The organism is Acinetobacter sp. AG3 (genome assembly GCF_022343575.1).
Lineage (GTDB): Bacteria > Pseudomonadota > Gammaproteobacteria > Pseudomonadales > Moraxellaceae > Acinetobacter > Acinetobacter guillouiae.
This window is the reverse complement of record NZ_JAKQZD010000001.1, coordinates 310108-334507: the sequence shown is the minus strand read 5'-3', so window position 1 is coordinate 334507 and position 24400 is coordinate 310108. Positions and strand designations below refer to the sequence as shown.

18 protein-coding genes are annotated in these 24400 nt (G+C 40.0%); 3 read left to right on the top strand and 15 right to left on the bottom strand.

Annotated elements, in window-relative coordinates; all coding sequences use genetic code 11:
- Positions 1-601 precede the first annotated feature (601 nt).
- On the top strand, positions 602-1228 hold the full coding sequence (locus tag L3V46_RS01530; RefSeq protein WP_239044768.1) for a riboflavin synthase subunit alpha: 627 nt from the start codon (positions 602-604) through the stop codon (positions 1226-1228).
- Positions 1229-1272: 44 nt separating this feature from the next.
- Here the strand turns inward: L3V46_RS01530 and L3V46_RS01525 are convergent, their stop codons facing one another.
- Positions 1273-2163, bottom strand: coding sequence for a metal-dependent hydrolase (locus L3V46_RS01525; RefSeq protein ID WP_004725446.1), 891 nt, complete (start codon positions 2161-2163; stop codon positions 1273-1275).
- A 573-nt stretch (positions 2164-2736) separates the two neighbouring features.
- Positions 2737-3090 carry a helix-turn-helix domain-containing protein gene (locus tag L3V46_RS01520; protein ID WP_239044767.1) on the bottom strand — a complete coding sequence of 118 codons (354 nt, stop codon included), beginning with the start codon at positions 3088-3090 and terminating at the stop codon, positions 2737-2739.
- 90 nt (positions 3091-3180) lie between these two features.
- On the opposite strand from L3V46_RS01520, the gene L3V46_RS01515 reads away from it, so the two are divergent.
- Complete coding sequence (locus L3V46_RS01515) at positions 3181-3729, top strand: NAD(P)H-dependent oxidoreductase (RefSeq protein WP_239044766.1); 549 nt, start codon at positions 3181-3183, stop codon at positions 3727-3729.
- 73 nt (positions 3730-3802) lie between these two features.
- Here L3V46_RS01515 and L3V46_RS01510 read toward each other — a convergent pair whose 3' ends face one another.
- The 10 genes from L3V46_RS01510 to L3V46_RS01465 all read right to left on the bottom strand — a co-directional run bounded on the left by L3V46_RS01510 (position 3803) and on the right by L3V46_RS01465 (position 17961).
- On the bottom strand, positions 3803-5224 hold the full coding sequence (locus tag L3V46_RS01510; protein WP_004725441.1) for an FAD-dependent oxidoreductase: 1422 nt from the start codon (positions 5222-5224) through the stop codon (positions 3803-3805).
- Between the two features lie 90 nt (positions 5225-5314).
- A complete protein-coding gene (gene gltB / locus L3V46_RS01505) occupies positions 5315-9790 on the bottom strand; it encodes a glutamate synthase large subunit (protein WP_239044765.1) in 4476 nt (1491 codons plus the stop codon).
- 425 nt (positions 9791-10215) lie between these two features.
- On the bottom strand, positions 10216-11079 hold the full coding sequence (locus tag L3V46_RS01500; RefSeq protein WP_239044764.1) for a hypothetical protein: 864 nt from the start codon (positions 11077-11079) through the stop codon (positions 10216-10218).
- Positions 11080-11095: 16 nt separating this feature from the next.
- Entirely contained in the window at positions 11096-12175 is a 1080-nt protein-coding gene (gene aroB / locus L3V46_RS01495; RefSeq protein WP_239044763.1) for a 3-dehydroquinate synthase, read from the bottom strand.
- A gap of 36 nt (positions 12176-12211) precedes the next feature.
- Entirely contained in the window at positions 12212-12754 is a 543-nt protein-coding gene (gene aroK, locus L3V46_RS01490; protein WP_004725433.1) for a shikimate kinase AroK, read from the bottom strand.
- A gap of 36 nt (positions 12755-12790) precedes the next feature.
- Positions 12791-14968: a type IV pilus secretin PilQ family protein gene (locus L3V46_RS01485; protein WP_239044762.1), complete on the bottom strand. Its 2178-nt coding sequence runs from the start codon at positions 14966-14968 to the stop codon at positions 12791-12793.
- Between the two features lie 20 nt (positions 14969-14988).
- Positions 14989-15519: a pilus assembly protein PilP gene (locus tag L3V46_RS01480; RefSeq protein ID WP_096735283.1), complete on the bottom strand. Its 531-nt coding sequence runs from the start codon at positions 15517-15519 to the stop codon at positions 14989-14991.
- Positions 15516-16265: a type 4a pilus biogenesis protein PilO gene (gene pilO, locus L3V46_RS01475; RefSeq protein ID WP_004816666.1), complete on the bottom strand. Its 750-nt coding sequence runs from the start codon at positions 16263-16265 to the stop codon at positions 15516-15518. Before pilO ends, L3V46_RS01480 begins: the two co-directional genes overlap by 4 nt.
- A complete protein-coding gene (locus tag L3V46_RS01470; RefSeq protein WP_239044761.1) occupies positions 16262-16903 on the bottom strand; it encodes a PilN domain-containing protein in 642 nt (213 codons plus the stop codon). Before L3V46_RS01470 ends, pilO begins: the two co-directional genes overlap by 4 nt.
- The gene (locus L3V46_RS01465) at positions 16903-17961 is read right to left on the bottom strand and encodes a pilus assembly protein PilM (protein ID WP_239044760.1); all 1059 of its coding nucleotides are present in this window, start codon (positions 17959-17961) and stop codon (positions 16903-16905) included. Before L3V46_RS01465 ends, L3V46_RS01470 begins: the two co-directional genes overlap by 1 nt.
- 163 nt (positions 17962-18124) lie before the next feature.
- Here L3V46_RS01465 and ponA point away from each other — a divergent pair, with 163 nt between their 5' ends.
- Positions 18125-20665, top strand: a complete 2541-nt coding sequence (gene ponA, locus L3V46_RS01460; RefSeq protein WP_239044759.1) for a penicillin-binding protein PBP1a — start codon at positions 18125-18127, stop codon at positions 20663-20665.
- Positions 20666-20991: 326 nt separating this feature from the next.
- Here the strand turns inward: ponA and L3V46_RS01455 are convergent, their stop codons facing one another.
- The 3 genes from L3V46_RS01455 to murF all read right to left on the bottom strand — a co-directional run bounded on the left by L3V46_RS01455 (position 20992) and on the right by murF (position 24394).
- A complete protein-coding gene (locus L3V46_RS01455; protein WP_239044758.1) occupies positions 20992-21795 on the bottom strand; it encodes a putative RNA methyltransferase in 804 nt (267 codons plus the stop codon).
- Between the two features lie 71 nt (positions 21796-21866).
- Positions 21867-22985: a phospho-N-acetylmuramoyl-pentapeptide-transferase gene (mraY, locus tag L3V46_RS01450; protein WP_004725416.1), complete on the bottom strand. Its 1119-nt coding sequence runs from the start codon at positions 22983-22985 to the stop codon at positions 21867-21869.
- A complete protein-coding gene (murF, locus tag L3V46_RS01445; protein ID WP_239044757.1) occupies positions 22985-24394 on the bottom strand; it encodes a UDP-N-acetylmuramoyl-tripeptide--D-alanyl-D-alanine ligase in 1410 nt (469 codons plus the stop codon). Before murF ends, mraY begins: the two co-directional genes overlap by 1 nt.
- Positions 24395-24400: the final 6 nt, after the last annotated feature.

The window sequence follows — 24400 nt, the reverse complement described above, 5'->3', positions numbered from 1 at the left end:
ATCATCAAACTATAATCAACCTGTTAAAAAACGCATACACAAGAATATAATTTCTCTTGATTAATATTTCTAATTAAATCAATTGTATGGAAAAATAAATTGTTTGATTATAAAAAAGCTTGCAATGCCACACCTTACATTCAAAGTTTAAATACCATTGCGTAGGCGATGCCTCACTTTTCAGAGATGAAAAGATGACAAAAATCTTCTGCTGGGCGAGGGGTACGTCCTGTACCCCCGCCCAACGGCGACATCCATGTCGCCACACGGTAGAACAACCATCTATGATTCAAAAATACAAAAAATGAATTGATAACGAATAGTTTCTAAAGGTTCATGAATAATATAAATTTCTATTAAAATCAAAAATATGAATTAAATAATTTATGTAAAAATAGGTGGTTTGACTATATAAGCAATGATTTAGACTTTTCACTATAAAATAAGCCTGTGCAATCCTTACTACTATATTCATTCTCTTTTAAAAAATCATCTAAGTATGATGTTAGGCTCTTCTATACAACATAAATCTAAAATTCAGCCCTAGTCCTCTTCAATGAAATCTGTACAATAAAAATCAGCTAAATAAAAGAGATCAGCGATGTATACAGGTATCGTTCAAGGCTTAGAAAAAGTTGTAAACATCCAACAAGGTGATAATTTTACAACCCTTTATATTTCCAATGAAAATGGCTTTTTAAATGATGTTTTTATTGGCGCCAGTGTCGCAATCGATGGGACATGCTTAACCGCAACAAGTTTTGATGCTGTTGCAAATACAGCCTCATTTGATGTTTCAGCATTGACCACGTCTCTCACCACATTACAATTTTTAAAAATTGGTGATGAAGTCAATATCGAAAGATCTATCAAAGCTGGCATGGAAAACGGTGGGCATAATATTTTTGGGCATATCGAAGGTATGGCAACCATTAAAGATGTGGTTCATACCGGTGAAACACTACACATAGATATCGTTATTCCAGATGACAATATCAAATACTTCTTTAAAAAAGGCTTTATTGGACTGCAAGGTTGCAGCTTGACGGTCAATCGCGTGGACCGGAAAACCAATGAAATTTCAGTGGATTTAATCCCAGAAACCTTACGTTTGACCACATTTAAACATGTCCAAATTGGTGGCAAACTCAATTATGAAATTGACCAAATGACCCGCACTATGGTCGATACTTTAGAAAGTATCCATCAACGTCAGCAAGAAAACTAAAAGAGCCAATCATATAAATTGGCGCTTTGATCTAAAGCATTGTCTTAACTATATAACGGCAGATGAACTTCTTCTTGGAAACTTTCCATTCCATAATCATCTGCCAGCTTTTCTTTCCAGTACGCCACAATCTTCGAATAATCAATTTCATCAGGATGAAAGTCTGATTTGTAATAAGATAAATATTCAGGAATCAATGAAATCAGCATTTTAGAAATCATATATACCCCAAAGATATTTTGCGGCACTTTAGGTAAACTTTTTCTCCAGTCTTGCATAAACAAACGGGTAGCCGAATAAAACGTTAAACTTGCAAAACCCGTAGTCACATTACGCATCACTGTACGACGCGTACGATCATCTTTATAAATCGCCTGATATACATCAAATGCCACTGCACGATGCTCAATTTCTTCGATTGCATGCCACACCCAAAGTTTCACCGCATCATCATCCAGAGTGCTTAAAACTTCAGGATGACGAAGAATATAGCCACCCAATAAGGCAGTAAAATGCTCAAAAGCTGCGGTAACAGCAAGTTGTAATTTAGGATGTACACTTTTAATCAGTGCATCTCGACGCGCTAACCATGCTTGGAAACTGTCTAAGTTATAATCATCACGGCGCCATGCATCATTGAATTCTGTATGGGCTTTGGAGTGCATGGCTTCTTGACCAATAAATGCTGCAATTTGCGCTTGCAATTTTTCATCCGTGATTTTGTCACGTACATTACGCACACTATGTACAAAAAACTGCTCACCAATCGGAAATGTTGAAGAAAGTGCAGTCAATAAATGTGACATCACAGGAGAATTGGCAAAAAAATGTCTGCGAATTGCTTTGGGGTTAAAGCTTGGTTTACGGACTTTAATACCAATAGCTTTAGGACGATTTAAATATGATTTTTCTGCCGTCGCTTGAACTGTTGACATAAGGATAATCCTACATTTGTCTGAATTTAAGCTATATTGGCACAATCTCAATATTTGTATATTGCAGAATCATCCACACAGTTGACCTAAAATATCATTTTCAAGAAAACACATGGCTCAATTGAAAATCTAAAAAAATTAAAAATATAAGATATTGATAAAATTAAATTTATTAAAAACAAATATATCTCTTATCTTCACAAAAAAGTGCTTTATCGTTTACACAAAGCCTAAAATCGAAATTTATAAGCATGCTTTTATTGACTTAAATGACATTTTTCAATCAGGTTGAGTTGTGTTTTAATTTTTAAAACAATCACATAGGATCCATTCAAAATTAGAACTCAATTTATAAATATTTATGCTCGCAATGTCATCTAAACATTCAACAAAAAAACATGTGTTTTATAGAACCCAAACAAACAGGATTCGTCTAGTAACTTTTTTGTATTAAAAAAACAAACTATTGCTTTAGTGTGATTGGCAAATTTTATTGCTAAATTGCACTTTTCATCGCTTTTCCATAGTCGATTTGAGCATTAAAACTGCATCTTTCAACGCCTTCACTTTGAATCAGTTTTGCTCTGAGAAACCATGTGCCCAAGCAGATAAAGCGTCTAATACAGGAATAAATGTTTGACCAAATGCAGTTAATTCATACACCACTTTGACTGGAGGCTTGTCACCAAATACGGTTCTGGAAATAAAACCATTCTTTTCCAATTGCTTGAGTTGCAAACTTAAAGTCATTTCTGTGATATCTGGCATATCACGCTTAAGTTGATTAAAGCGTTTTGACTCCTCCTTTAGATAATAAAGAATCACGGTTTTCCATTTCCCACCGATTAAATCCATCACCATACTAATCGGGCAATGATAGGTCTTATCGTGAAACGTCACTTCACAAGTGTTTTGCTCAATATTCATTTTTCTGCCAGCTATCAAAATGGATAGTTATTGTACATAAAAACTATAATATTTATATTCACTATAATTTTTATAGTTGGAAAAACCAAGATGGCATTACTGATTTTAGCGCATCCCAGTTTTACTGAATCTGTCGCAAATAAAACCATTGTTGATGAATTATCACGAACTCAAGCTGATTTAGAAATTCGTCATATTCATGATTTATATCCAGATTATCAAATCGATATTGCTGCTGAACAAAGCGCGCTATTAAGACATGAGCTGATCATTTTACAATGCCCTATGTACTGGTTCAGTATACCTGCCATTTTAAAAATTTGGTTTGATCAGGTATTTACCTATCAATTCGCCTATGGTTCCAAAGGAGACAAGCTTAAACATAAAAAGCTTTTGCTGAGTATGACCATTGGCCAACCTGAGCAGAATTTTAGTACGGAACAACAGCATTCATTATTGGAGGGCTTTTTATCTCCAATTCAAAAATCAGCACTTTATACTGGAATGGAATATTTAAAACCCGTGTTCTTATATGATATTTCAACTGTTTTAGGACATACACATGCTGAAATCAGAACTCGAGCAAAACAACATAGCTTGAAGCTAAGTCATTATCTGCAAATGATTGACTCAGATTAATTTTTTGATTTTTTTGCATTAAAAAGCCCGCATGACTGCGGGCTCTTAAATAGATGTTATTTAATGTCTAAAATTAAACATCAAGATAATCCAAAATTCCTTCAGCAGCTTCACGGCCTTCCCAGATTGCAGTCACCACCAAATCAGAACCACGTACCATATCTCCGCCCGCAAAGATTTTTGGGTTAGAGGTTTGGAATTTGAATTGTTGTTTTTCAGCAGCAATGACTCGGCCAGAACCATCTAACCCAATATTTGCACCAGCAAACCATTCAGCTGGGCTGGTACGGAAACCAAAAGCCAGCAATACCGCATCTGCGGGTAAAACTTCTTCAGAGCCTGGAATCGGTTCAGGACTACGACGACCACGGCTATCTGGGTCACCCAGCTGGGTAGTCACAACTTTTACACCCGTCACTTTACCGTTTTCACCGACGATTTCGATTGGCTGACGGTTGAACTGGAAGTCCACCCCTTCTTCACGCGCATTCTTCACTTCACGACGTGAACCTGGCATATTTTCTTCATCACGACGGTAAGCACAGGTTACTGACTCTGCACCCTGACGGATTGAAGTACGGTTACAGTCCATTGCAGTATCACCACCGCCTAAAACGATGACTTTTTTGCCCTGAACACTGATGTATTCAGATGGATCTTTTTCCCAGCCTTGTGTACGGTTAACATTTGCAATCAAGAAATCCAGTGCATCATAAACACCATCAAAATCTTCACCTGCAAAGCCGCCTTTCATATAGGTATAGGTTCCCATACCCATAAATACAGCATCATAGTCAGCAAGCAATTGATCGATAGTGATATCTGTACCAATTTCAGTATTTAAGCGGAATTCAACACCCATACCGGTGAAAATTTCACGGCGGCGTTTCATCACATCTTTTTCCATTTTAAATTCTGGAATACCAAATGTAAGCAATCCACCAATTTCAGGACGCTTGTCAAATACAACAGGTTTTACTCCATTACGGACTAAAATATCTGCACAACCTAAGCCTGCTGGACCTGCACCAATAATGGCAACTTTTTTGTTGGTCCATTTTACCGATGACATATCTGGACGCCAGCCCAAAGCAAAGGCAGTATCGTTGATATATTTTTCGGCATTACCAATGGTCACAGCACCAAAACCATCATTCAGGGTACAAGCACCCTCACATAAACGGTCTTGTGGACATACCCGACCACATACTTCTGGCAAGGTATTAGTTTGATGGCAAAGCTCAGCCGCTTGGAAAATACGTCCTTCTGCAATCAGTTTTAACCAGTTTGGAATATAGTTATGTACAGGACATTTCCATTCACAATATGGGTTACCACAGCCTAAACAACGGTGGGTCTGGTTTGCTGCAACTTCCGCTGTAAAAGGTTTATAAATTTCCACAAACTCTGCTTTGCGGACATTAATATCTTTTTTCTCTGGATCTTGGCGTGCTACATCCAGAAATTGAAAGTCATTATTCAGGCGTTCAGCCATGTCTCTCTCCGTGGGTGAGCGTGGATAACTTCATTCGCTTGTGTATATCTGCGAAGTTATCCACACCTACCTAAAATTTGAGTAGTGGAATTATTGTGGATCTGCTTGAGTTGTTTTCAAAAGCGTTTGTAAATTAGCCGCTTTTGGTTTCACCAGCCAGAATTTACGGCTATAGAAATCAAACTCGTTGCGAATCTTGTACGCCCAAGCACTACCTGTTTCAGCAATGTGTTCATCTAAGATACGAAGTAAGAATTCTTGATGTTCTTCCATCGCTTCTGTAGAAATACGGTTTAATTCAATCAATTCGTGGTTGTAGTAATCAACAAAGTCGTTATCTAAGTCAAGTACATAAGCAAAACCACCGGTCATACCTGCACCAAAGTTGTGTCCAACTTTACCCAGTACAGTCACGATACCGCCTGTCATATATTCACAGCAATGGTCGCCGGCACCTTCAATGACCGCAAACGCGCCAGAGTTACGCACAGCAAAACGCTCGCCCGCAGTACCCGCAGCAAATAATTTACCGCCTGTCGCACCGTACAAACAGGTGTTGCCGATAATTGCTGTTTCTTGAGTTTGGAATGGTGAACCTTTTGGTGGGAAGATCGATACTCGACCACCTGCCATACCTTTACCCACATAGTCATTTGCATCACCTTCAAGGCTAATGTGCAAACCACCCGCATTCCAAACACCCAATGACTGACCCGCAGTTCCTTTTAAATTCACTTTAACAGGATGTGCTTCCATACTGAGGTTGCCATAACGTTTGGCAATTTCACCTGAAAGACGCGCACCAATTGAACGGTCACAGTTACCCACAGTAAAATGGAACTCACCACCAGTACTTGCTTCAATCGCAGGTAACATTTCTGCCACCATTTTCTCAGCAAGAATACCCTTATCAAATGGTTCATTGCCTTGTACTTGGCAATATTGCGCTTTGCCTTCCGCAGATGGGTGTGATTCTAACAATGCACTTAAATCTAAATGCGCATGTTTATCCGTTTCACCCGGCAACATCTCAAGTAGATCAGTACGACCGATCAAATCTTTCAATGATGCAACACCTAAAGCAGCCAACCATTCACGTGTTTCTTCCGCAATAAAGTGGAAGAAATTAATCAGCATTTCTGGCTCGCCAATATAATGCTCTTGACGTAAATGATCTTGCTGAGTTGCCACACCTGTTGCACAGTTATTTAAGTGACAAATACGTAGGTATTTACATCCAAGCGCGATCATTGGGGTAGAACCAAAACCAAAGCTCTCCGCACCTAAAATCGCAGCTTTAACCACATCTAAGCCTGTTTTCAAACCACCATCAGTTTGTACACGTACTTTACCACGCAGGTCATTGACACGAAGTGCTTGATGCGCTTCTGAAAGACCCAATTCCCATGGCGAACCCGCATGATGAATAGAGGATAAAGGTGAAGCCGCTGTACCGCCGTCATATCCAGAAATGGTAATGAAATCCGCATAGGCTTTTGCAACACCCGCTGCAATTGTTCCCACCCCAGGTTCTGAAACTAACTTCACAGACACCATGGCTTGGGGATTGACTTGCTTTAAGTCAAAGATGAGCTGTGATAAATCTTCAATAGAATAAATATCATGGTGTGGTGGTGGTGAAATCAAAGTCACCCCTGGAACCGAGTATCGTAAACGCGCAATTAAGCCATTCACTTTACCGCCCGGTAACTGACCGCCTTCACCTGGTTTTGCACCTTGTGCTACTTTGATCTGTAACACTTCAGCAGATGTTAAATATGCAGGTGTTACACCAAAACGACCTGAAGCAATTTGCTTAATTTTAGAGTTACGAATGGTGCCATAACGTGCAGGATCTTCACCGCCCTCACCCGAGTTCGAACGACCACCGATCGTATTCATTGCGATCGCAATAGCTTCATGTGCCTCTGGTGACAATGCACCTAAAGACATACCAGCAGAGTCAAAACGCGGCAGAATTTCTTCAACTGATTCAACTGCTTCTAATGGAATAGAATGATCAGTTTTGAGTTTTAATAAGTCACGAATCGTCGCAATTGGACGTGTGTTCACCAACTCTGCGTATTCTTTAAAGTCGGCATAATTGCCTGAACGCACTGATTTATGCAACGCATTGATCACATCAGGGTTAAATGCGTGGTATTCCTTATCAAAGACAAACTTGAGCAAACCACCTTGTTCAATTGGCTTACGTGCTTTCCAAGCAATATCTGCTAGTTTTTTTAAGTCATTTTCAAGGTCAATGAATGTTGCACCTTTAATACGGCTTGGCACACCTGTAAAGCACTTACTGACAACTTCTTCAGATAAGCCGACTGCTTCAAATAACTGTCCACCACGATAAGATGCGACTGTTGAAATCCCCATTTTTGAGAGGACTTTGAGTAAACCTTTATCAATACCTTTGCGGAAATTCGCTTGAGCATGAATTGGATCACCCAATAATTCACCTTTTGCAATCAAATCATTGATCACATCATAAGCCAAATAAGGGTAAATCGCAGTTGCACCAAAACCTAAGATCACGGCAAATTGATGCGCATCACGTGCAAGTGCAGTTTCAACAATGATGTTTGCATCGGTACGTAAACCAGCATTAATCAAGAAGTGATGAATTGCACCCGTCACCATTGCTGCATTTGCAGGTAAAAAGCCTTCACGGATTTTACGATCTGAAATGACCAATAAGGTTTTACCATCACGAATCGCCTGCGCTGCTTCTTCACAAATACGTGAAATTGCGGCTTCAAGACCTTCAGCTACAGGATAATTCAAATCGATATCTGCAATTTCGTAACCTTTACGACCAAGGGTACGAATCTGATGCATTTTAGAATTTGAAAGGACTGGGCTCGATACAATTAAACGATCTGCATGCTCTGGACCCTGTTCAAATACATTTTGCTCACGACCAAAGCAGGTTTCCAATGACATAACGATTGATTCACGTAATGGGTCAATCGGTGGATTGGTCACTTGCGCAAATTGTTGACGGAAATAATCTGTCACATGACGTACTTGACGAGACAATACCGCCATTGGTGTATCATCACCCATTGAACCGACAGCTTCCTGTCCACTTTCAGCGATTGGACGAAGCAGTTGATCACGCTCTTCAAATGTCACCATAAACATTTTTTGAGCCGCTTTAAGGTCATCACCTTTTAGGCCTTGATCACACAAATATTCTTCAAGCTCTGGACTACCTTGCAAGCGAACTGAGTTTTCACGTAACCATTCACGGTAAGGACGCATTTTTTTCAGATGATTGCTCACATCTTTGGTATCCAGCAATTTTCCAGTCAAGGTATCAATCACTAGGATTTGACCAGGACCTACACGACCTTTAGAGATCACATCTTCAGGTTCATAACCCCAGACACCAATTTCTGATGCCAAAGTGATATAACCATTCTTAGTGATCACCCAACGTGCAGGACGCAAGCCATTACGGTCTAGCATACAAATCGCATGACGACCATCTTGGATCACCAGACCCGCAGGACCATCCCAAGCCTCCATATGCTTAGAGTTGAATTCATAAAACGCGCGTAAATCCGCATCTAATGTTTCAACGTTTTGCCACGCTGGTGGAACAAGCATGCGTAATGCACGGAATAAATCCATCCCGCCACCCACAAGCAGCTCAAGCATATTGTCCATACTTGATGAGTCTGAGCCTGTACGGTTTACAATTGGACTCAGTTCAGTAATGCCTGGCAATAATGGGTTTTCAAATTTTGGTGTACGTGCCACTGCCCAGTTACGGTTTGCAGTAATGGTGTTAATCTCACCATTATGTGCCAAATAACGGAACGGCTGTGCCAATGGCCAACGGGGTAAAGTATTGGTCGAGAAACGTTGATGGAACACAACAATGTGTGAGTCCAAACGTTCATCAGCAAGGTCTGTATAGAATTCTGCAATATATGCAGGCATCATTAAGCCTTTATAGGTGATCACTGTAGAGCACAGTGTGGTCACATAAAAATAGGGATCAGCTGTTAATTGTTGTTCTGCACGACGACGTGCCATAAGTAACTTACGGTTAAATTCAACCTCAGTCACACCCATTGGACAATTGACAAAAATTTGTTCAAATGCAGGTAAAGACTGCATTGCGATTGAACCCAAGGCATCATTATTGGTTGGAACAACACGCCAACCAATCACACGACAGCCTTCTTCTTCAATTTCATGGGTTAGAATTTGCTTTGCATGGGCCGCAAGTGCTGGATCTAAATTTAAAAATATCGTCCCGACCGCAAAAATTTCACTCAGTGTAATGTCACTGATCTTTTTTGCTTCTTCACGGAAGAATGCTTTAGGCATAGCCAAGAGCAAGCCACAACCATCACCGGTCTTACCATCTGCGGCAATACCACCACGGTGCGTCATACAGCTTAGACTATGAATCGCGGTCTTGACTAAATCATGACTCGCATCACCCTGCATATGGGCAATCAAGCCGAAACCACAGTTATCTTTAAACTCATCCGGTTGGTATAAACCTTGAGCGGGAGCTACAGTGTTAGGCGATGGCATGTGCATAGCGTACCCTTCTTTCTACATAGGCCCATGAAAGGGCGAAAAACATTCGAACACTCAATTACGATTTTTAAGTATTTTCTTAACCCAAGTAAACCACTGAGTCAGAATCGAATACCAGTCTGTTTTTACTTTAATTGCAAGATTGTTTTACAACTTCCGCACTGAAATAAAGCACTCAATCAGACTTAAATCGCACACCAACTGAATCATTTCGCTCCAAAACAGGGACAATCAACTCAATTAGCGCAACAATAAAGCAAAAAATATGCCAAATTTTATTTTTGTTCACCAAATCACTAAAAGATAGTGAAATAAAGATATTCTTTAAAATTCTAAGCGTCTTATAAAGGCATTTATAGCACCATTTTTGTGCAAATTTAAAATTAAATAATTAATTCTGCTTCATTTTAGAGCTAATTTTAATTAAATGGATCACTGACTTCATGCTCAGCTGGCTTTTTATCAGCAGTAGCACTTGTTTCTTTATTGTTGCTTGAAGGCTGTGCACGAGATTGTGACTTTTGTACATCTACCACATTGCCAGATGCATCACGACGGGTAATTGTGGTTTTGGTGGTCTGGTTTGCAGGAGTTGAACCCGTTAAAGATGACAATGCTGATTTTGCTTGAGCCAATAGCGTTTCATCAACTACAGGTAAAGGTGCAGATTTTAATTTTACTTGATAGAGTTTATTTGCACTTGCCATTTCATCTGAGCCCAGATCATTAATTAAAGCACTATATTTTTCAAACTGGATCGCTTGAGGATGAATAGATGCAGGCAATTTTAGATTTAATTGTTGTAACTGGCTCTTGGCCTGATCATCACTTTTAAATAAACCATAGGCTAAAACATATTGCTCAGCTTGATCTTCACCACTTAAACGGAAATAAATAAAATTTTTACGATCCGCTTGTTTCTGTAAAAAGCCCAAGATGACATCTTCATCTGAGGTCTTAAATAGCTCTATGGTCCAAGCTTTCTTATTTTCTTGAAAAAATTTTGTACCACGAAATTCTGCATCATGGCTACCCGCAGTCACAATACGTGTGGTCATTTCAAGTGGACGTACTTCATCCATCAAAGCGCCTAAATGCGATGTTGCGGCAACTTTTTCAGGTTGAATTTGAACTTGGGACTCTTCAATCGGATTGACTACAGTGACCAGATCTTTGGTGTCGGTCACTGCCCAAAAAATCAGTGCCACCAAAAGACAGATTAATCCACCAACCAACCAAATATATTGTCGAATATTTTGCCAATTTGTACGAATTGCTGCCATTTGGAACTAACCTTTTCTATAACTGATTCGCGAGAATCGCTTGTTTCATCAACTCAACATCAAAATCTTTAGTGATGATGGCTTGGCCGAGTTGTTTTATCAATATTAAACGAAGTTGACCATTTAATACTTTTTTATCATGTGACATATATGCCAAAAATTCATCGAGCGGAATTTTAGGACATGCTACAGGTAATTGGGCACGTTGTATGATTTTTTTTGTACGTTCCAAATCATCGGATGAAATCCATCCCATACGCTGAGACAAATCAGCAGCCATCACCATACCCGTTGCAATTGCTTCCCCATGCAACCACACCCCATAACCGAGATACGATTCAATGGCATGACCAAAAGTATGGCCTAAATTCAATAAAGCACGTTCACCTTGCTCTTTCTCATCATTGGCCACAATTCTTGCTTTATGCGCACAAGAACGATAAACAGCTTCAGCCAATAATTCTGGATTTTGGGCAATCAGCCCATCCATATGCTCTTCTAACCATGCTAAAAAGTCAACATCACCCAGTAACGCATATTTAATCACCTCAGCCAAACCTGCTGAAAGCTCACGTTCAGGCAAGGTTTTGAGTTGTGCCATATCAGCCAAAACCACTTGAGGTTGCTGAAATGCACCAATCATATTCTTGCCTAAAGGGTGATTAATTCCGGTTTTCCCACCAACACTCGAATCCACTTGAGACAATAATGTGGTCGGAACTTGGATAAAATACACGCCTCGTTGGAAACAGGCGGAGGCAAAACCTGCCATATCACCAATCACCCCACCACCTAAAGCCAAAACCGTACAATCACGATTAAAACCAGCTTGGAGCAAAGCATCAAAAATCAAATTGAGGTGCTGGATATCTTTATATTTTTCACCATCAGGCAAAACACATGTTGTAACCTGCTTACCCAATTGTTGAATCGCCTCAACATAGTGCGACAAATACAAAGGTTGAACTGTGGTATTTGTAACAATCATCACTTGATGTCCCTGAATATAAGGTTCAAGTAATTCTTGAGGGTTCAAATGACTACCAATAAAGATTGGATAACGACGTTCACCCAGTTCAACATGTAAAGTTTGCATGATTCTGCCAAATAACAATGAATGATAATTTACTGACTAAATAATTTCTTTTGAAACGATCAGTTGCAATATTCTCAGCGCTAAATCTCGCGCAGCACCCTGATTGGTTTCAATAATATAATGTGCAACATCTCTATAAAGTGGATCTCGTGCTTTAAGTAGATCCTTTAACTTTTGCTCAGGATTCTCGACTTGTAATAAAGGACGATTTTTATCTCGATGTGTACGTAATAATTGGATTTCTACAGGGGTATATAAATAAATCACAATACCTCTATGCTTGAGATATTCTCGATTCATGGCTTGAGTGACAGCACCACCACCTGTTGCAACCACTAAATTTTTTTTTGATGTGAGTTCATCAATCACGATTGTTTCTCTTGTACGGAAACCTTGTTCGCCTTCTTTTTCAAAAATCCAAGGAATAGATGCCCCAGTTTTTCTTTCTATTTCATGATCGCTGTCTAAAAACTCACGACTTAACAGTTCCGCTAGATGCCGACCAACTGTTGTTTTTCCTGCTCCCATGGGCCCTACCAAATAAATATTTGGTAGGGTTTCCAACTCTTTGCTTGGCAAGGAGTCACCTATCGAATTGCTTTCATTGAAAGTATATTAATGATTTCTGGTACGACTGTCATTAACAATTCTTGGTGTCACAAAGATTAGTAACTCTCGTTTATTCTCTGTTTTGGCATCTTTACGGAACAATCGTCCTAAATAAGGAATATCGCCTAAAAATGGGACTTTAACTTGGTTCGTGGTATTTTCTTGTTCAAAAATGCCACCTAACACCACAGTTTCACCATTATCAACCAAGACATTGGTATTGATCTCATTTTTATTCAGAATGATTTCACCATTCGGTGCCACCCCACCACGTGCGTCACTGGTAATATTCAACTGCATTTGTACTTTCCCTTCCGGGGTAATACTTGGTGTAACATCCAAACTGAGTAGGGCATCTTTAAATGAGGTTGTCGCTGTAGCAGTACCACCTGCTGTTGAAGTGGTTTGATAAGGAATTTGTTGACCCGAAGCAACTTTGGCTTTTTGTTTATCTGCAGTCATTACTTTTGGCGTTGAAATCACTTCACCATAACCGTCAGATTGTAAAGCTGATAGTTCCAAATCCAACATAAAATCAGAAAGGCTAATTAAACCAAATGCAATTTTACTTGCGCCCGCAGTAGTCACACCAAGGTCTACGTTTAAATTATCAGGGCGAGTAATAGTATATTTACCTTCATCATCTGGATCACGTAAATCCCATAAAGTCTTATCACTACCACCGACCAATAGATCATTATTTCGTGTAATTCCTTGAGATAAAATCCCCCATTTTACCCCCATTTCTTTAGTAAAATCAGTGGTTGCACGGACAATACGCGCTTCAACCATGACTTGTTTTACTGAAATATCCAATAGGTCAATCATTTTTCGAACTTTATCAATATTATTAGCCGTATCGTTAATAATTAATGTATTTGTTCGTATATCTGCAACCGCACTTCCTCTTGAGCTGAGTAGGCTTTCTAAAGCTAAAGAATCTGTATTAGTGGTATTATTTGTCTGCGCACCTTTAGGATTTCTAGAGTCTTCGAGTAACTTTAGAACCTCAGCAACTTTTGCATAACTAAGTTGTATATATTCTGTTTGAATCGGTGCTAATTTTATGCTTTGTGCAATTGCTTTGGCTTCATCTTCTTCAGCTTTAATCAGCTCGGTGACAGGCGCAATCCAAATCACACTCCCATTACGACGCTTATCCAAATTCTTGGTTTTTAAAATGATATCTAAAGCCTGATCCCAAGGTACATCTTTTAAACGTAAAGTGATATTACCTTGAACTGAATCTGCAGCCACCATATTAATACTGGTAAAATCAGCAAGTAGTTGTAGCACACGGCGTACTTCGATATCTTGAAAATCCAGCGAGATTTTCTTACCGGTATAAGACTGACTTGAACTTGGGCGATTTACTTTATTTTCTACAGGACGCTTTAAACTCACGGTTAATTTATTTTCCGCTTGGAAGGCCATATACTCATAGCTACCAGCAGACTGAATGGTGATTACACCATTGGAACCGTCATTATAAGCATCCACAGAAGAAACTGGGGTTGCAAAATCATTGACATTTAAACGACGAATTAAATGTGCTGGAATTTTATTCCCTAAGGTTCGAATAACAACTTTACTGCCCTGTTGTTGTACATCTACTGGTGTATTTGCACCTGACAGATTTACAATAACTTGGCCCTCACCCGCATTGCCACGCTGAAAACCGATATCTGCGATGCCTTGATTTTGCTTATTCAGTATAGATGCAGATGATGCATAAGTCGGTAAAGCAGCAGCTTGATTGGCATTGTTAATCTTTAAAATAAAGGTATTCCCTTCAACACGCGTTGTAAAAGAACCACTATTTTTTAAATTTACTGTTAAGCGTGAACGTTGATCATCGGCCGCAATATCTACAGTCGACGCTTCTTCACTCGCCACAGCAATGGATGATTGATTGATCGTTTGCTTCGCCTGATCAAAGTCTAAAATCAGTCGAGATGGATTATCCAATTGATAGGCTTGAGGCTGTGGCGGTAAGCCATTAAACATCACACGAATTTCTGTACCTTGCCCCGGTATTTTCATCGGTACAATATTGGTCATGGTTGTTTGCGCTGCTGCAACCTGCATAATCGCAATTGACACTGCCGCCATAGTAAATTGACGAAGTTGACTATTCATAAACTTACCATCCCCGTTAAAGATATTTTTCAAACTCTTTTTCATTTTTATTCCTTTATTCCGTTTTAATCTATTGGACCGATTAGGACTAGACTCCGTGGTCTTTCTATATAACCGTCTCGACCATCTGGAACAATTTCCAATAAATCAATACGGGTCGGCGTAATTTCAATAATTCGCCCTTGATTCATACCCATGTAGTTGCCAAGTTGTACCCGCTCAATCTCACCATCAGGTGTTTGAATCAACCCCACTGTTTGCCCAACAGCTCCTTTCATACTTCCTTTCAGTGTTAACGATTCTAAAGGATAGCTTTCAAGCGGCTGTGGTTGTCTTGAAAAATTCGGGTAGACACGCTTGCCTGACATGATTTTCAATTCATTTGCCAATGAGCTTGGCAAAAATGGGCTGCGTAATTGTTGAGCTGAATAATTAAAGCTTGGTACAGGATTAAATACTGGTGCAGGTTCAATCGGCAATGGTTGCTGATTTCTAATATTTGCCATTTCTTGGTTAACGGCATCAATACGAGAATCGCACCCCACCAACAGCATTGCAAAAGAGATTCCACAAACTATTTTACTGAGCTGGTTCATTGTGGCTTCCCTCCTTGCTGAGGTGTCGTTGTCTTCTGTGCTACAGCATTCGCAGATTTATTAATCTTTTGCTCATCAGCACCAATATAACGATAGGTTTTTGCTTTAATTGTATAGTCAATCACTGGCACATCAGACTTATTATCTTGACTAGGTGTTCCTGTAATTGTGAAATCATGCAAAGTGACAATACGTGGTAAAGCAGCCAAACTACTGACAAAACTGCCAAATGAATGATAATCCCCTGTTGCATCAATCGAGATCGGCTGCTCAATAAAGAACTCCTGCTTCACTTCTGGTTCTAATTTGATATTTTTAAATTTCAAACCAGAACTTACCCCTGTCACGTTAATGTCTTCAACTAGACTCGGAATTTCAGTTTCTTTAGGAAGTTGCTCTAATTGCTGATTAAAATTTGCTTCCATTTGTTGCAATTGTGCTTGATATTGCTGCAAGTTTCTTAATTTAGAGTCTTTTTCTTTAAACTCAGTTAATAAATTTTGTTCAACTGTACGTGCTTGATCAATTGCATCTAATTTAGGTCTAATTGCTAAAAAATAGCCAATTGCACACACCAAAAAAAACAAGAATACCCAACAGGTGACTTTAACGGATAAAGGCCAACTGCCATAGTTATTCATATCCAAGGTATTGAACTGTTGAAAAAACTTCTCAACAGTCATCTTGTTCTTTTTTGGAGCATCATTTACAGATGATTCTAATTGCTCAAAATCTTCACGACTCATTTTGCACCCCCAGCAGCTGGAACTTGTCCAGCTTTCGTTGTATCCCCATCTGTAGTCGCTGCTATTTCACCGATATCTACAGTCACAACAAAACTTCCATATGATTCTTCTACACGAGGGATCATCGAAGTCTGCACTTTATTTTTATTTTCATCTGCAGCTAAGAATGAATTCATAAATGCATTTCGATACCATTCAGACGCCTCTAATCCACGCAACAATTCAGCAACTGTATTTGGACTTTCAGCTTTGCCCTCAATGGTAAATTTATCACCCACACGACTAAATTTTGTGATGTACATTTGTGCAGGGACAATTCGAACCAACTCATCAACGAGGCGAACAATCACAGGACGCTGACCTTGTAAGCCTTGGATCAGTTTCATACGTTCAATAATGGCATTACGACGTTCTTGTAAACCATCTAAAGTTTTTAATTGGGTATCTAAATTTTGATTGGTACTGGTCACCAATTGATTGGCTTGCTCCTGATCTTCTAACTTATGATCGAAATAGAACCACGCCAATAACACTGTCACTAAACCAATCAGTGCAACCCCAACACATATCGCAACGAATTGCTTCTTCTTCTGTTCTCTTAGCTCATCACGCCAAGGGAGTAAGTTAATCTTTGCCATTAATCAAAACTCCTCAAAGCCAAACCACATGCAACCATTAAAGAAGGTGCATCATTTTCTATTTTTTTTAAGTCAATTTGTGGTGAAAACCCCATTTGTAAGAAAGGATTTGCAATCGTGACGCGATAACCGAGTTTTTGTTGTAATAATTTTGCCAAACCAGGAATATTGGCATTACCACCCGCCAATAGAATATGGTCGATCTCGTTAAACTGAGAAGATGAAAAGAAGAACTGTAATGAACGAGCAGCTTGTTGTACAACTGCTTCTAAAAACGGCATCAAGACTTCTGTTTCAAAATCATCAGGTAAAGTCCGATCTTTTTTGGCACGACCAGCTTCGTCATAAGACAAACCATAACGGTTCTGTACATCTTGAGTCAGCTGCTTGCCACCAAAAACTTGCTCTCGGGTATAAATGATCTTGCCATTTTGCATCACAGACAAAGTGGTCATGGTATGACCAATATCTAGGATACCCACAAGATTTACACCAATTGGCAAGGTATCGGAAAAGACATCAAAAGCACGCTCAATTGCATAACTTTCTACATCTGCGATTTTAGGTGATAAGCTCGCGATTTCTAAAACTTCAACACGAGAATCGATATTCTCTGCACGTGTTGCAACAAGTAACACATTGACTCGATTTGGATTTGCCAGCTTATCTTTTAACACTTCAAAATCTAGACTGACTTCATCCAGTGGGAAAGGGATATATTGTTCAGCATCCATTCGAATCTGAACTTCTCTTTCCTCATCTGACATATCTGCATCCATTTCGATGATTTTGTGAATCACCATAGATGTAGGTACAGCAACCGCGACATTTTGCGATTGAGGATTGCCAATATTGACTGCTCTTTCCAACGCATCAGCAACTGCTTCAGGATTAAGAATGTTTTTCTCAACAACACTCCCATCCAGCAGTGGACTTAATCCATAACTTTCAACCCAGTAACGACCGTTCTTAACAGAGAGCTCTAAAATCTTTACAGTAGTAGAACTAATATCTACTCCTATTAACCCCTTATTTGGCTTACGATATAGTCTAAGCACGATTGATTTCCTATTATTTTTTTATCCCCAATAAATAACACAAACCGACTGCATTTGGTCTTAATTTTTTACAGATACAATATCCCATCTAACAATCCATCACATGAGAAGCTATACTGAACGCAATTAGTTTGCCATTAGCTATTATTAAAACTTACTTGTTATGAAAAAGCTATCTTGTTCAGGTTATATTCATCCCTTTTTTTTGCTGATTATCATTATTTTAGTCGCAATTCCGATGGGCTTTTATGGAATGTATCTATATATTGCCCCATCACTACCAGAAATGAGCTCTTTAAAAAAGGCGCCATTGCTTAAACCTTTGCAAGTTTATTCAGCAGATAATCAGCTGATCGCTGAATATGGTGGCAAGCTTTCGGTGCCTGTTGAGTACAATCAGATCCCGCCGCATTTCATTCATGCCTTCCTTGCTGCTGAAGATTCATCATTCTTCGAACATAGCGGGATTAGCTTTAAAGGCTTAGGGCGTGCCGTGAGTGAAAGTGTTACTGGGTCAAATGTACAAACAGGCGGCTCAACAATTACCATGCAGGTGGCTAAAAATTATTATCTATCCCCTGAACGAACACTTAAGCGCAAACTTACTGAAGTTTTTTTGGCACGTAAAATAGAACAAAATCTATCGAAAGAAGAAATTTTATCTTTATATGTCAATAAGATCTTTTTGGGTAAAAATGCCTATGGTATTGCTGCTGCTGCAAAAATTTATTATGACAAAAGCTTAGATCAACTCAGTGTCGCACAAATGGCGATGATTGCAGGCTTACCTAAAGCACCGTCAAAATACAATCCTGTAGTGAATCCTGAACGCGCCTTAGAACGCCGTAACTGGATTCTAGGTCGTATGTTACAACTCGGCTATCTTAAACAAGCAGAATACGAAAAAGCTGTCGCTGAACCAATTAACTTGAGTATGCCTGATCGCGGCTTAAGTAATCGATTTCCCTATGTAGGCGAAATGGTCCGCTCTGAACTAGTTGAAAAGTTTGGTGAACAAGCAATTGATTCGGGTTATAAAGTTTATACAACCGTAAACAGCCAACGCCAACAATATGCAGAAGATGCAGTACAAAAAGGCTTGGAAGATTATGATCGTCGTCATGGATGGCGTGGTGCTGAAGCACATGATAAACCTTTAAAACAATTCATCCCTTATGCCAATACCTACCCTGCAGAAGTCATCAAAGTAGGCAGCAATAGTTTTGATGCCAAAATGCAAGATGGTTCAACAGTGACTGTACCTTGGTCAGGTATGTCTTGGGCAAGAAAATATATCAATGCCAATGCCGTTGGTGGTGCACCAAGCCGTGCTTCGCAGATTGTAACTGTTAAAGATATTATCCGTTTACGTCCCAATGAAAATAAAACCGCGTGGTCATTGGTTCAAACCCCGAAAGCACAAGGTCAACTGATTGCAATCAACCCCAATGATGGTTCAATTGAAGCAGTGGTGGGTGGATACAACTTTTACCAATCTAAATTTAACCGCGCAATACAAGGCTGGCGCCAACCAGGTTCAACCATTAAGCCATTCATCTATGCACTGGCGCTTGAACGCGGTATGACTCCATACACCATGGTCAATGACAGTCCAATCACCATTGGTCGTTGGACACCTAAAAACTCTGATGGTCGTTATTTAGGCATGATTCCTTTGCGTCGTGCTTTATATTTATCACGTAATACCGTTTCTGTGCGCTTATTACAAAGCGTAGGTGTAGAACGTGCGCGCCAATTATTGATGGATTTTGGCCTACAAGAAGATCAAATCCCGCGTAATTTCACGATTGCGCTGGGTACCCCACAAGTACTTCCTGTTCAAATGGCAACAGGCTATGCCGCAATTGCCAATGGTGGATATCGCATTCAACCGCATTTCATCAGCCGTATTGAAGATGCTTATGGCAAAACCATTTATGAAGCAGCGCCTGAATATGCGTGTATTCCATGTATCAATCAAAAAGAAACTGTGGCCAATACTGCAACCACCCCTGATGACGAGGCCATTGAAGGTACAAACATTACAGTGGATGAGGTTCAAACCCCTTTAAGTAAAGAAGAACAAAGTAAATATCGTCAAGCACAACGGATTTTAAAATCACAATCTGCTTTTGATATGGCAAATATTCTTCGTGATGTGATTGTGCATGGTACTGGTCGTGCAGCACTTAAAATTGGTCGCGATGACATTGGCGGTAAAACAGGAACAACCAACGATGCGAAAGATGCGTGGTTTGCTGGCTTCAACGGCAAATTAGTTGCGATTGCTTGGGTCGGTTTTGACCAGCCTTCCACTCTCGGCCGTCGTGAATATGGTGGGATCGCAGCACTGCCAGTTTGGACTGGTTTTATGGGTAAAGCCTTAAAAGATACACCATCTGCTTGGGTACATTTTGACAAAAATGCCAAAGCACCAATTTCTCGTGAAGAACGTAATCAAACACAAGTTGAAGGTGCGACTCAAAACGAAGGCTATGGTTCATCACCACCTTTAGCACGTCCAATCTTTAAACCTGCGCCTGTTACACCATCACGTAATTCATCAAATGACTTTGAAGACTTGCCTGATGAAGGTACAGATCAACCGCTCAAACCGAACAAAGTAACACCGCCTGCAATGAATCAAGGCGGTGCGAAACGAGAAAGTGATTCTCTTGAGAATTTGATTAATGAAGTTCAATAATCTAGGGTCTGTTGACATTTCATAAATGGCTTGCGTTGTAGGTTAAAATTGAGCAGGCAAGGCATGAAACGAAGAGAATAGCGAGACTATTTTCGAGTTTCATAACGTAGACTGAGATAATTTTAGCCACAACCCTTCGGGACTAGCGTGTTTTTTGCCGCTACGTCGTTACGAACTACTCATTTAGAATGACTAAATTTCGTATCTCGTGCCTAGTATCGCCTAAAAAACACACGTAGTCGCAAACATAGACGAATTGTCGACAGACCCTTTATTTTATAAAAAATGCCATCAATTGATGGCATTTTTTATGGCTTAAATTTTTATTATTTTTTCTGAAAAATATAAATTTGAAAGGCTGCCTTTAACGTCGTTTTAACTTGTGCTTCCAAAACTAAACGCTTTTCAGGTTTTGCTTTATAAGCATAAAGGGTCATCGCAATCAGATTTTTGAGTTGTGCTTGATCCAACTCAAACGTTGTTTCGATAATCGGCTGCTCTATTAACTCAAAAGATGCTTGTAATTGCTCGACAAACTTTTGCGGTTCATGGGCTTTGACTTCATCAAACAGCCCCTCACGCATGGCATATAAATGCTCTGGTGCAGGTGTTACCACCATCAAATAGGCCTTTGGCTTAAGTACTCGGAGTATTTCTTCTTCTGGGATCGGGCTAAATAAGCTGGTACACAAATCAATCGAATGATCCAAAACAGGTAGCGTCGCTCCTGTCCCCACAATCCATGTCACATCTTTATTGAGTTTTGCAGCAACCTGAACTGCATTTTTTGCAATATCAACCCCAATACATTGTATCACTTGATGTTGCATTGCATCAGTATAGTAGCCTTCACCACAGCCGATATCCAGCAGGTTTTCAACCCGTAACTCACGAATTTTCTCAACCACGGCTTGCTGTAAAGGTGCATAAAATCCACCACTTAAAAATCCACGGCGTGCTTGTACAGATTCAGGGGTATCCCCTGGATTTTTACTATGCTTATGTTGTACTACATGTAAATTTACATAGCCTTGTTTTGCCACATCATAGCTATGATTATTTACACAGCGCCAAGTCCGATCCGATAGGCTCAATGCCTCACGACATACAGGGCACATCAACAAATTCATTGTATTCTCCAAAAGATATTTTTAGGCCATAAAAAAAGCCGGCAAATGCCGACTTTTCAAATCACTTTGGCTTAGCGTAATTTTAATGTCATTAGACCTAAAACTACCAGCATAATTGTGATAATCCAAAAACGGATCACCACTTGAGTCTCACGCCAGCCTTTTTTCTCATAATGATGATGCAACGGCGCCATAAGAAATACACGTTTATTGCGCATACGTAATGATCCGATTTGCAAGAATACCGAGATTGCTTCTACGACAAAGACCCCGCCCATAATTGCAAAGACGATCTCTTGACGAACCATTACCGCGATAGTGCCCAGCATTGCACCTAATGATAATGCACCAACATCTCCCATAAAGACTTGGGCAGGATGCGCGTTATACCAAAGAAATGCTAAGCCTGCCCCAATCATTGCAGCACAAATAATCACCAGCTCAGAGGTATATTTTACATAGGGAATATGTAAATAATTGGCAAAGCGTATATCACCTGCCAAGTATGCAAAAACACCTAAACCTGCGGCAACCAAAACAATCGGCATGATCGCCAGACCATCTAAACCATCTGTCAAATTCACTGCATTTGACCCACCATTAATTACCAGATAGGTAAAAATAATGAAGCCAATACCCAATGGAATTGAAGACAATGGAATACTCAGATTTTTAAAAAATGGTATCAATAAATCCAGCATATTCGCTGTATGTACAGGGCTGTCTTGCTGAGTTGCAATGATATACAACGCAATACCCGCCCCCAAAGAGCCAACCGAAGTCCAAAAGAATTTCTTCTTGGCAGGTAAACCCGCATTGTCTTTATAACGGACTTTAATCCAATCATCCGCCCAACCTACAGCACCAAAGATCACCATAACAGCCAAGACAATCCACACATAAGGATTGGATAAATCTGCCCAAAGCAAAGTACTGATCCCGATTGAAAGCAGAATTAAAATCCCGCCCATTGTTGGCGTACCCATTTTTTTGGCATGATTTTCAGGTGCATATGAACTGACAGCCTGACCATATTTGAGCGCTTGTAATTTACGGATCATGACTGGTCCCAAGGCCCAACCAATCGCAAGTGCAGTCAGTACACTGAGCAATGCTCGTAACGATAAGTATCGAACAACTTGGAACGCGTTCTCATAACCCGCCAAGTGTTGAAATAACCAATACAGCATTAAACTTTCTCCATCAAATCAGCCATCAACGTTTCCATATGGGTATAGCGAGAACCTTTAAACAGGAAACTCATGGACTGTGGTTGATGTGTTGCAATTAAACTTAACAATAAAGGTAAAGCTTGTTCTTGGCTAAGAAAAGCTTGTAATTTTTTACCATATTGAGTGCTTCGCGCACCTTCTTGTGTAGCAGGAGCAAACTCCCCTACCGCGACAACAAATTGGATTCCATCCACTGAAACTAGATCACGACCCAACATATAGTGTTGCTGCGCAGCAGTATCACCCAGTTCGCCAATATCGCCAATCACCATCACTTTGATCCCTTGCTGTTGCGCAAGTACCTCAGCTGCTGCACGCATTGAAGTTGGGTTGGCATTATAGGTATCATCAATAAATAAGTGCTTGTGCTGATGAATAAAATTCAAACGCCCTTTTGCACCTTGTGCCGACTCCAAGCCGATCACAATATCGTCTAAATCAACACCAATCGCCAAGGCAAATGCAGTCGCTGCTTCTGCATTATGGACATTATGTTCGCCTGCAAAAGGAAGATTGACTGTTCTTGCGCCTTGAGGTGTATTAAGGGTAAAGATTGCAGACTGTGCGTGTAATTGAACATCTGTCGCAAAGACTTCGCCACCCTGACCAAAACTTAACACTTGCTCAGTGTCTATCACTTGACGAATCGTATCGGTAAAATCATCCTGAGCAGGAACAATTGCTGTTCCAGCTTGATCAATATGACGGTAAATTTCAGATTTGGCACGGCAAATTCCATCACGTCCACCAAATTCGCCTAAATGTGCAGTTCCAATATTTAAAATACCGGCAACATGTGGCTGCACAAGATTTGAGGTGTAATCAATTTCACCTTGATGGCTTGCACCAAGTTCCATCACCGCATATTGATGCTCTGAACGCAGCTCCAATAACATCATTGGCACACCAAGATCATTATTTAAATTGCCACGTGTAATCAAGGTCGGGGCTAAACGTGAAAGAATACTCCCCAACATTTCTTTGGTGGTGGTCTTGCCACTACTGCCTGTAAGTGCAATCACTTTTAATTGTGGATGTTGAGCACGACGATACGCGCCTAAATGCCCCAATGCCAAACGTGTATCTGCCACGACAAGTTGACAGATATTTACATCAACAGGATGGCTCACGATGGCAATTTGGCAGCCATTCGCAGCCACTTGAGCAACAAAATCATGTGCATCAAAACGCTCACCTTTGAGCGCCAAAAAAGCATCACCTAATTCAGCATGACGTGAATCAGTCAAAATACGTTTAATTTCACCTTGTGGTGCTTGATCTAAATACCAATAACCTTGAGTTGCTTCAGCAAGTTGTGCTGCTGACCATGGCTCCAAAGGCACAGTACTGGTGGTAGAGGTGTGCATCTCTTA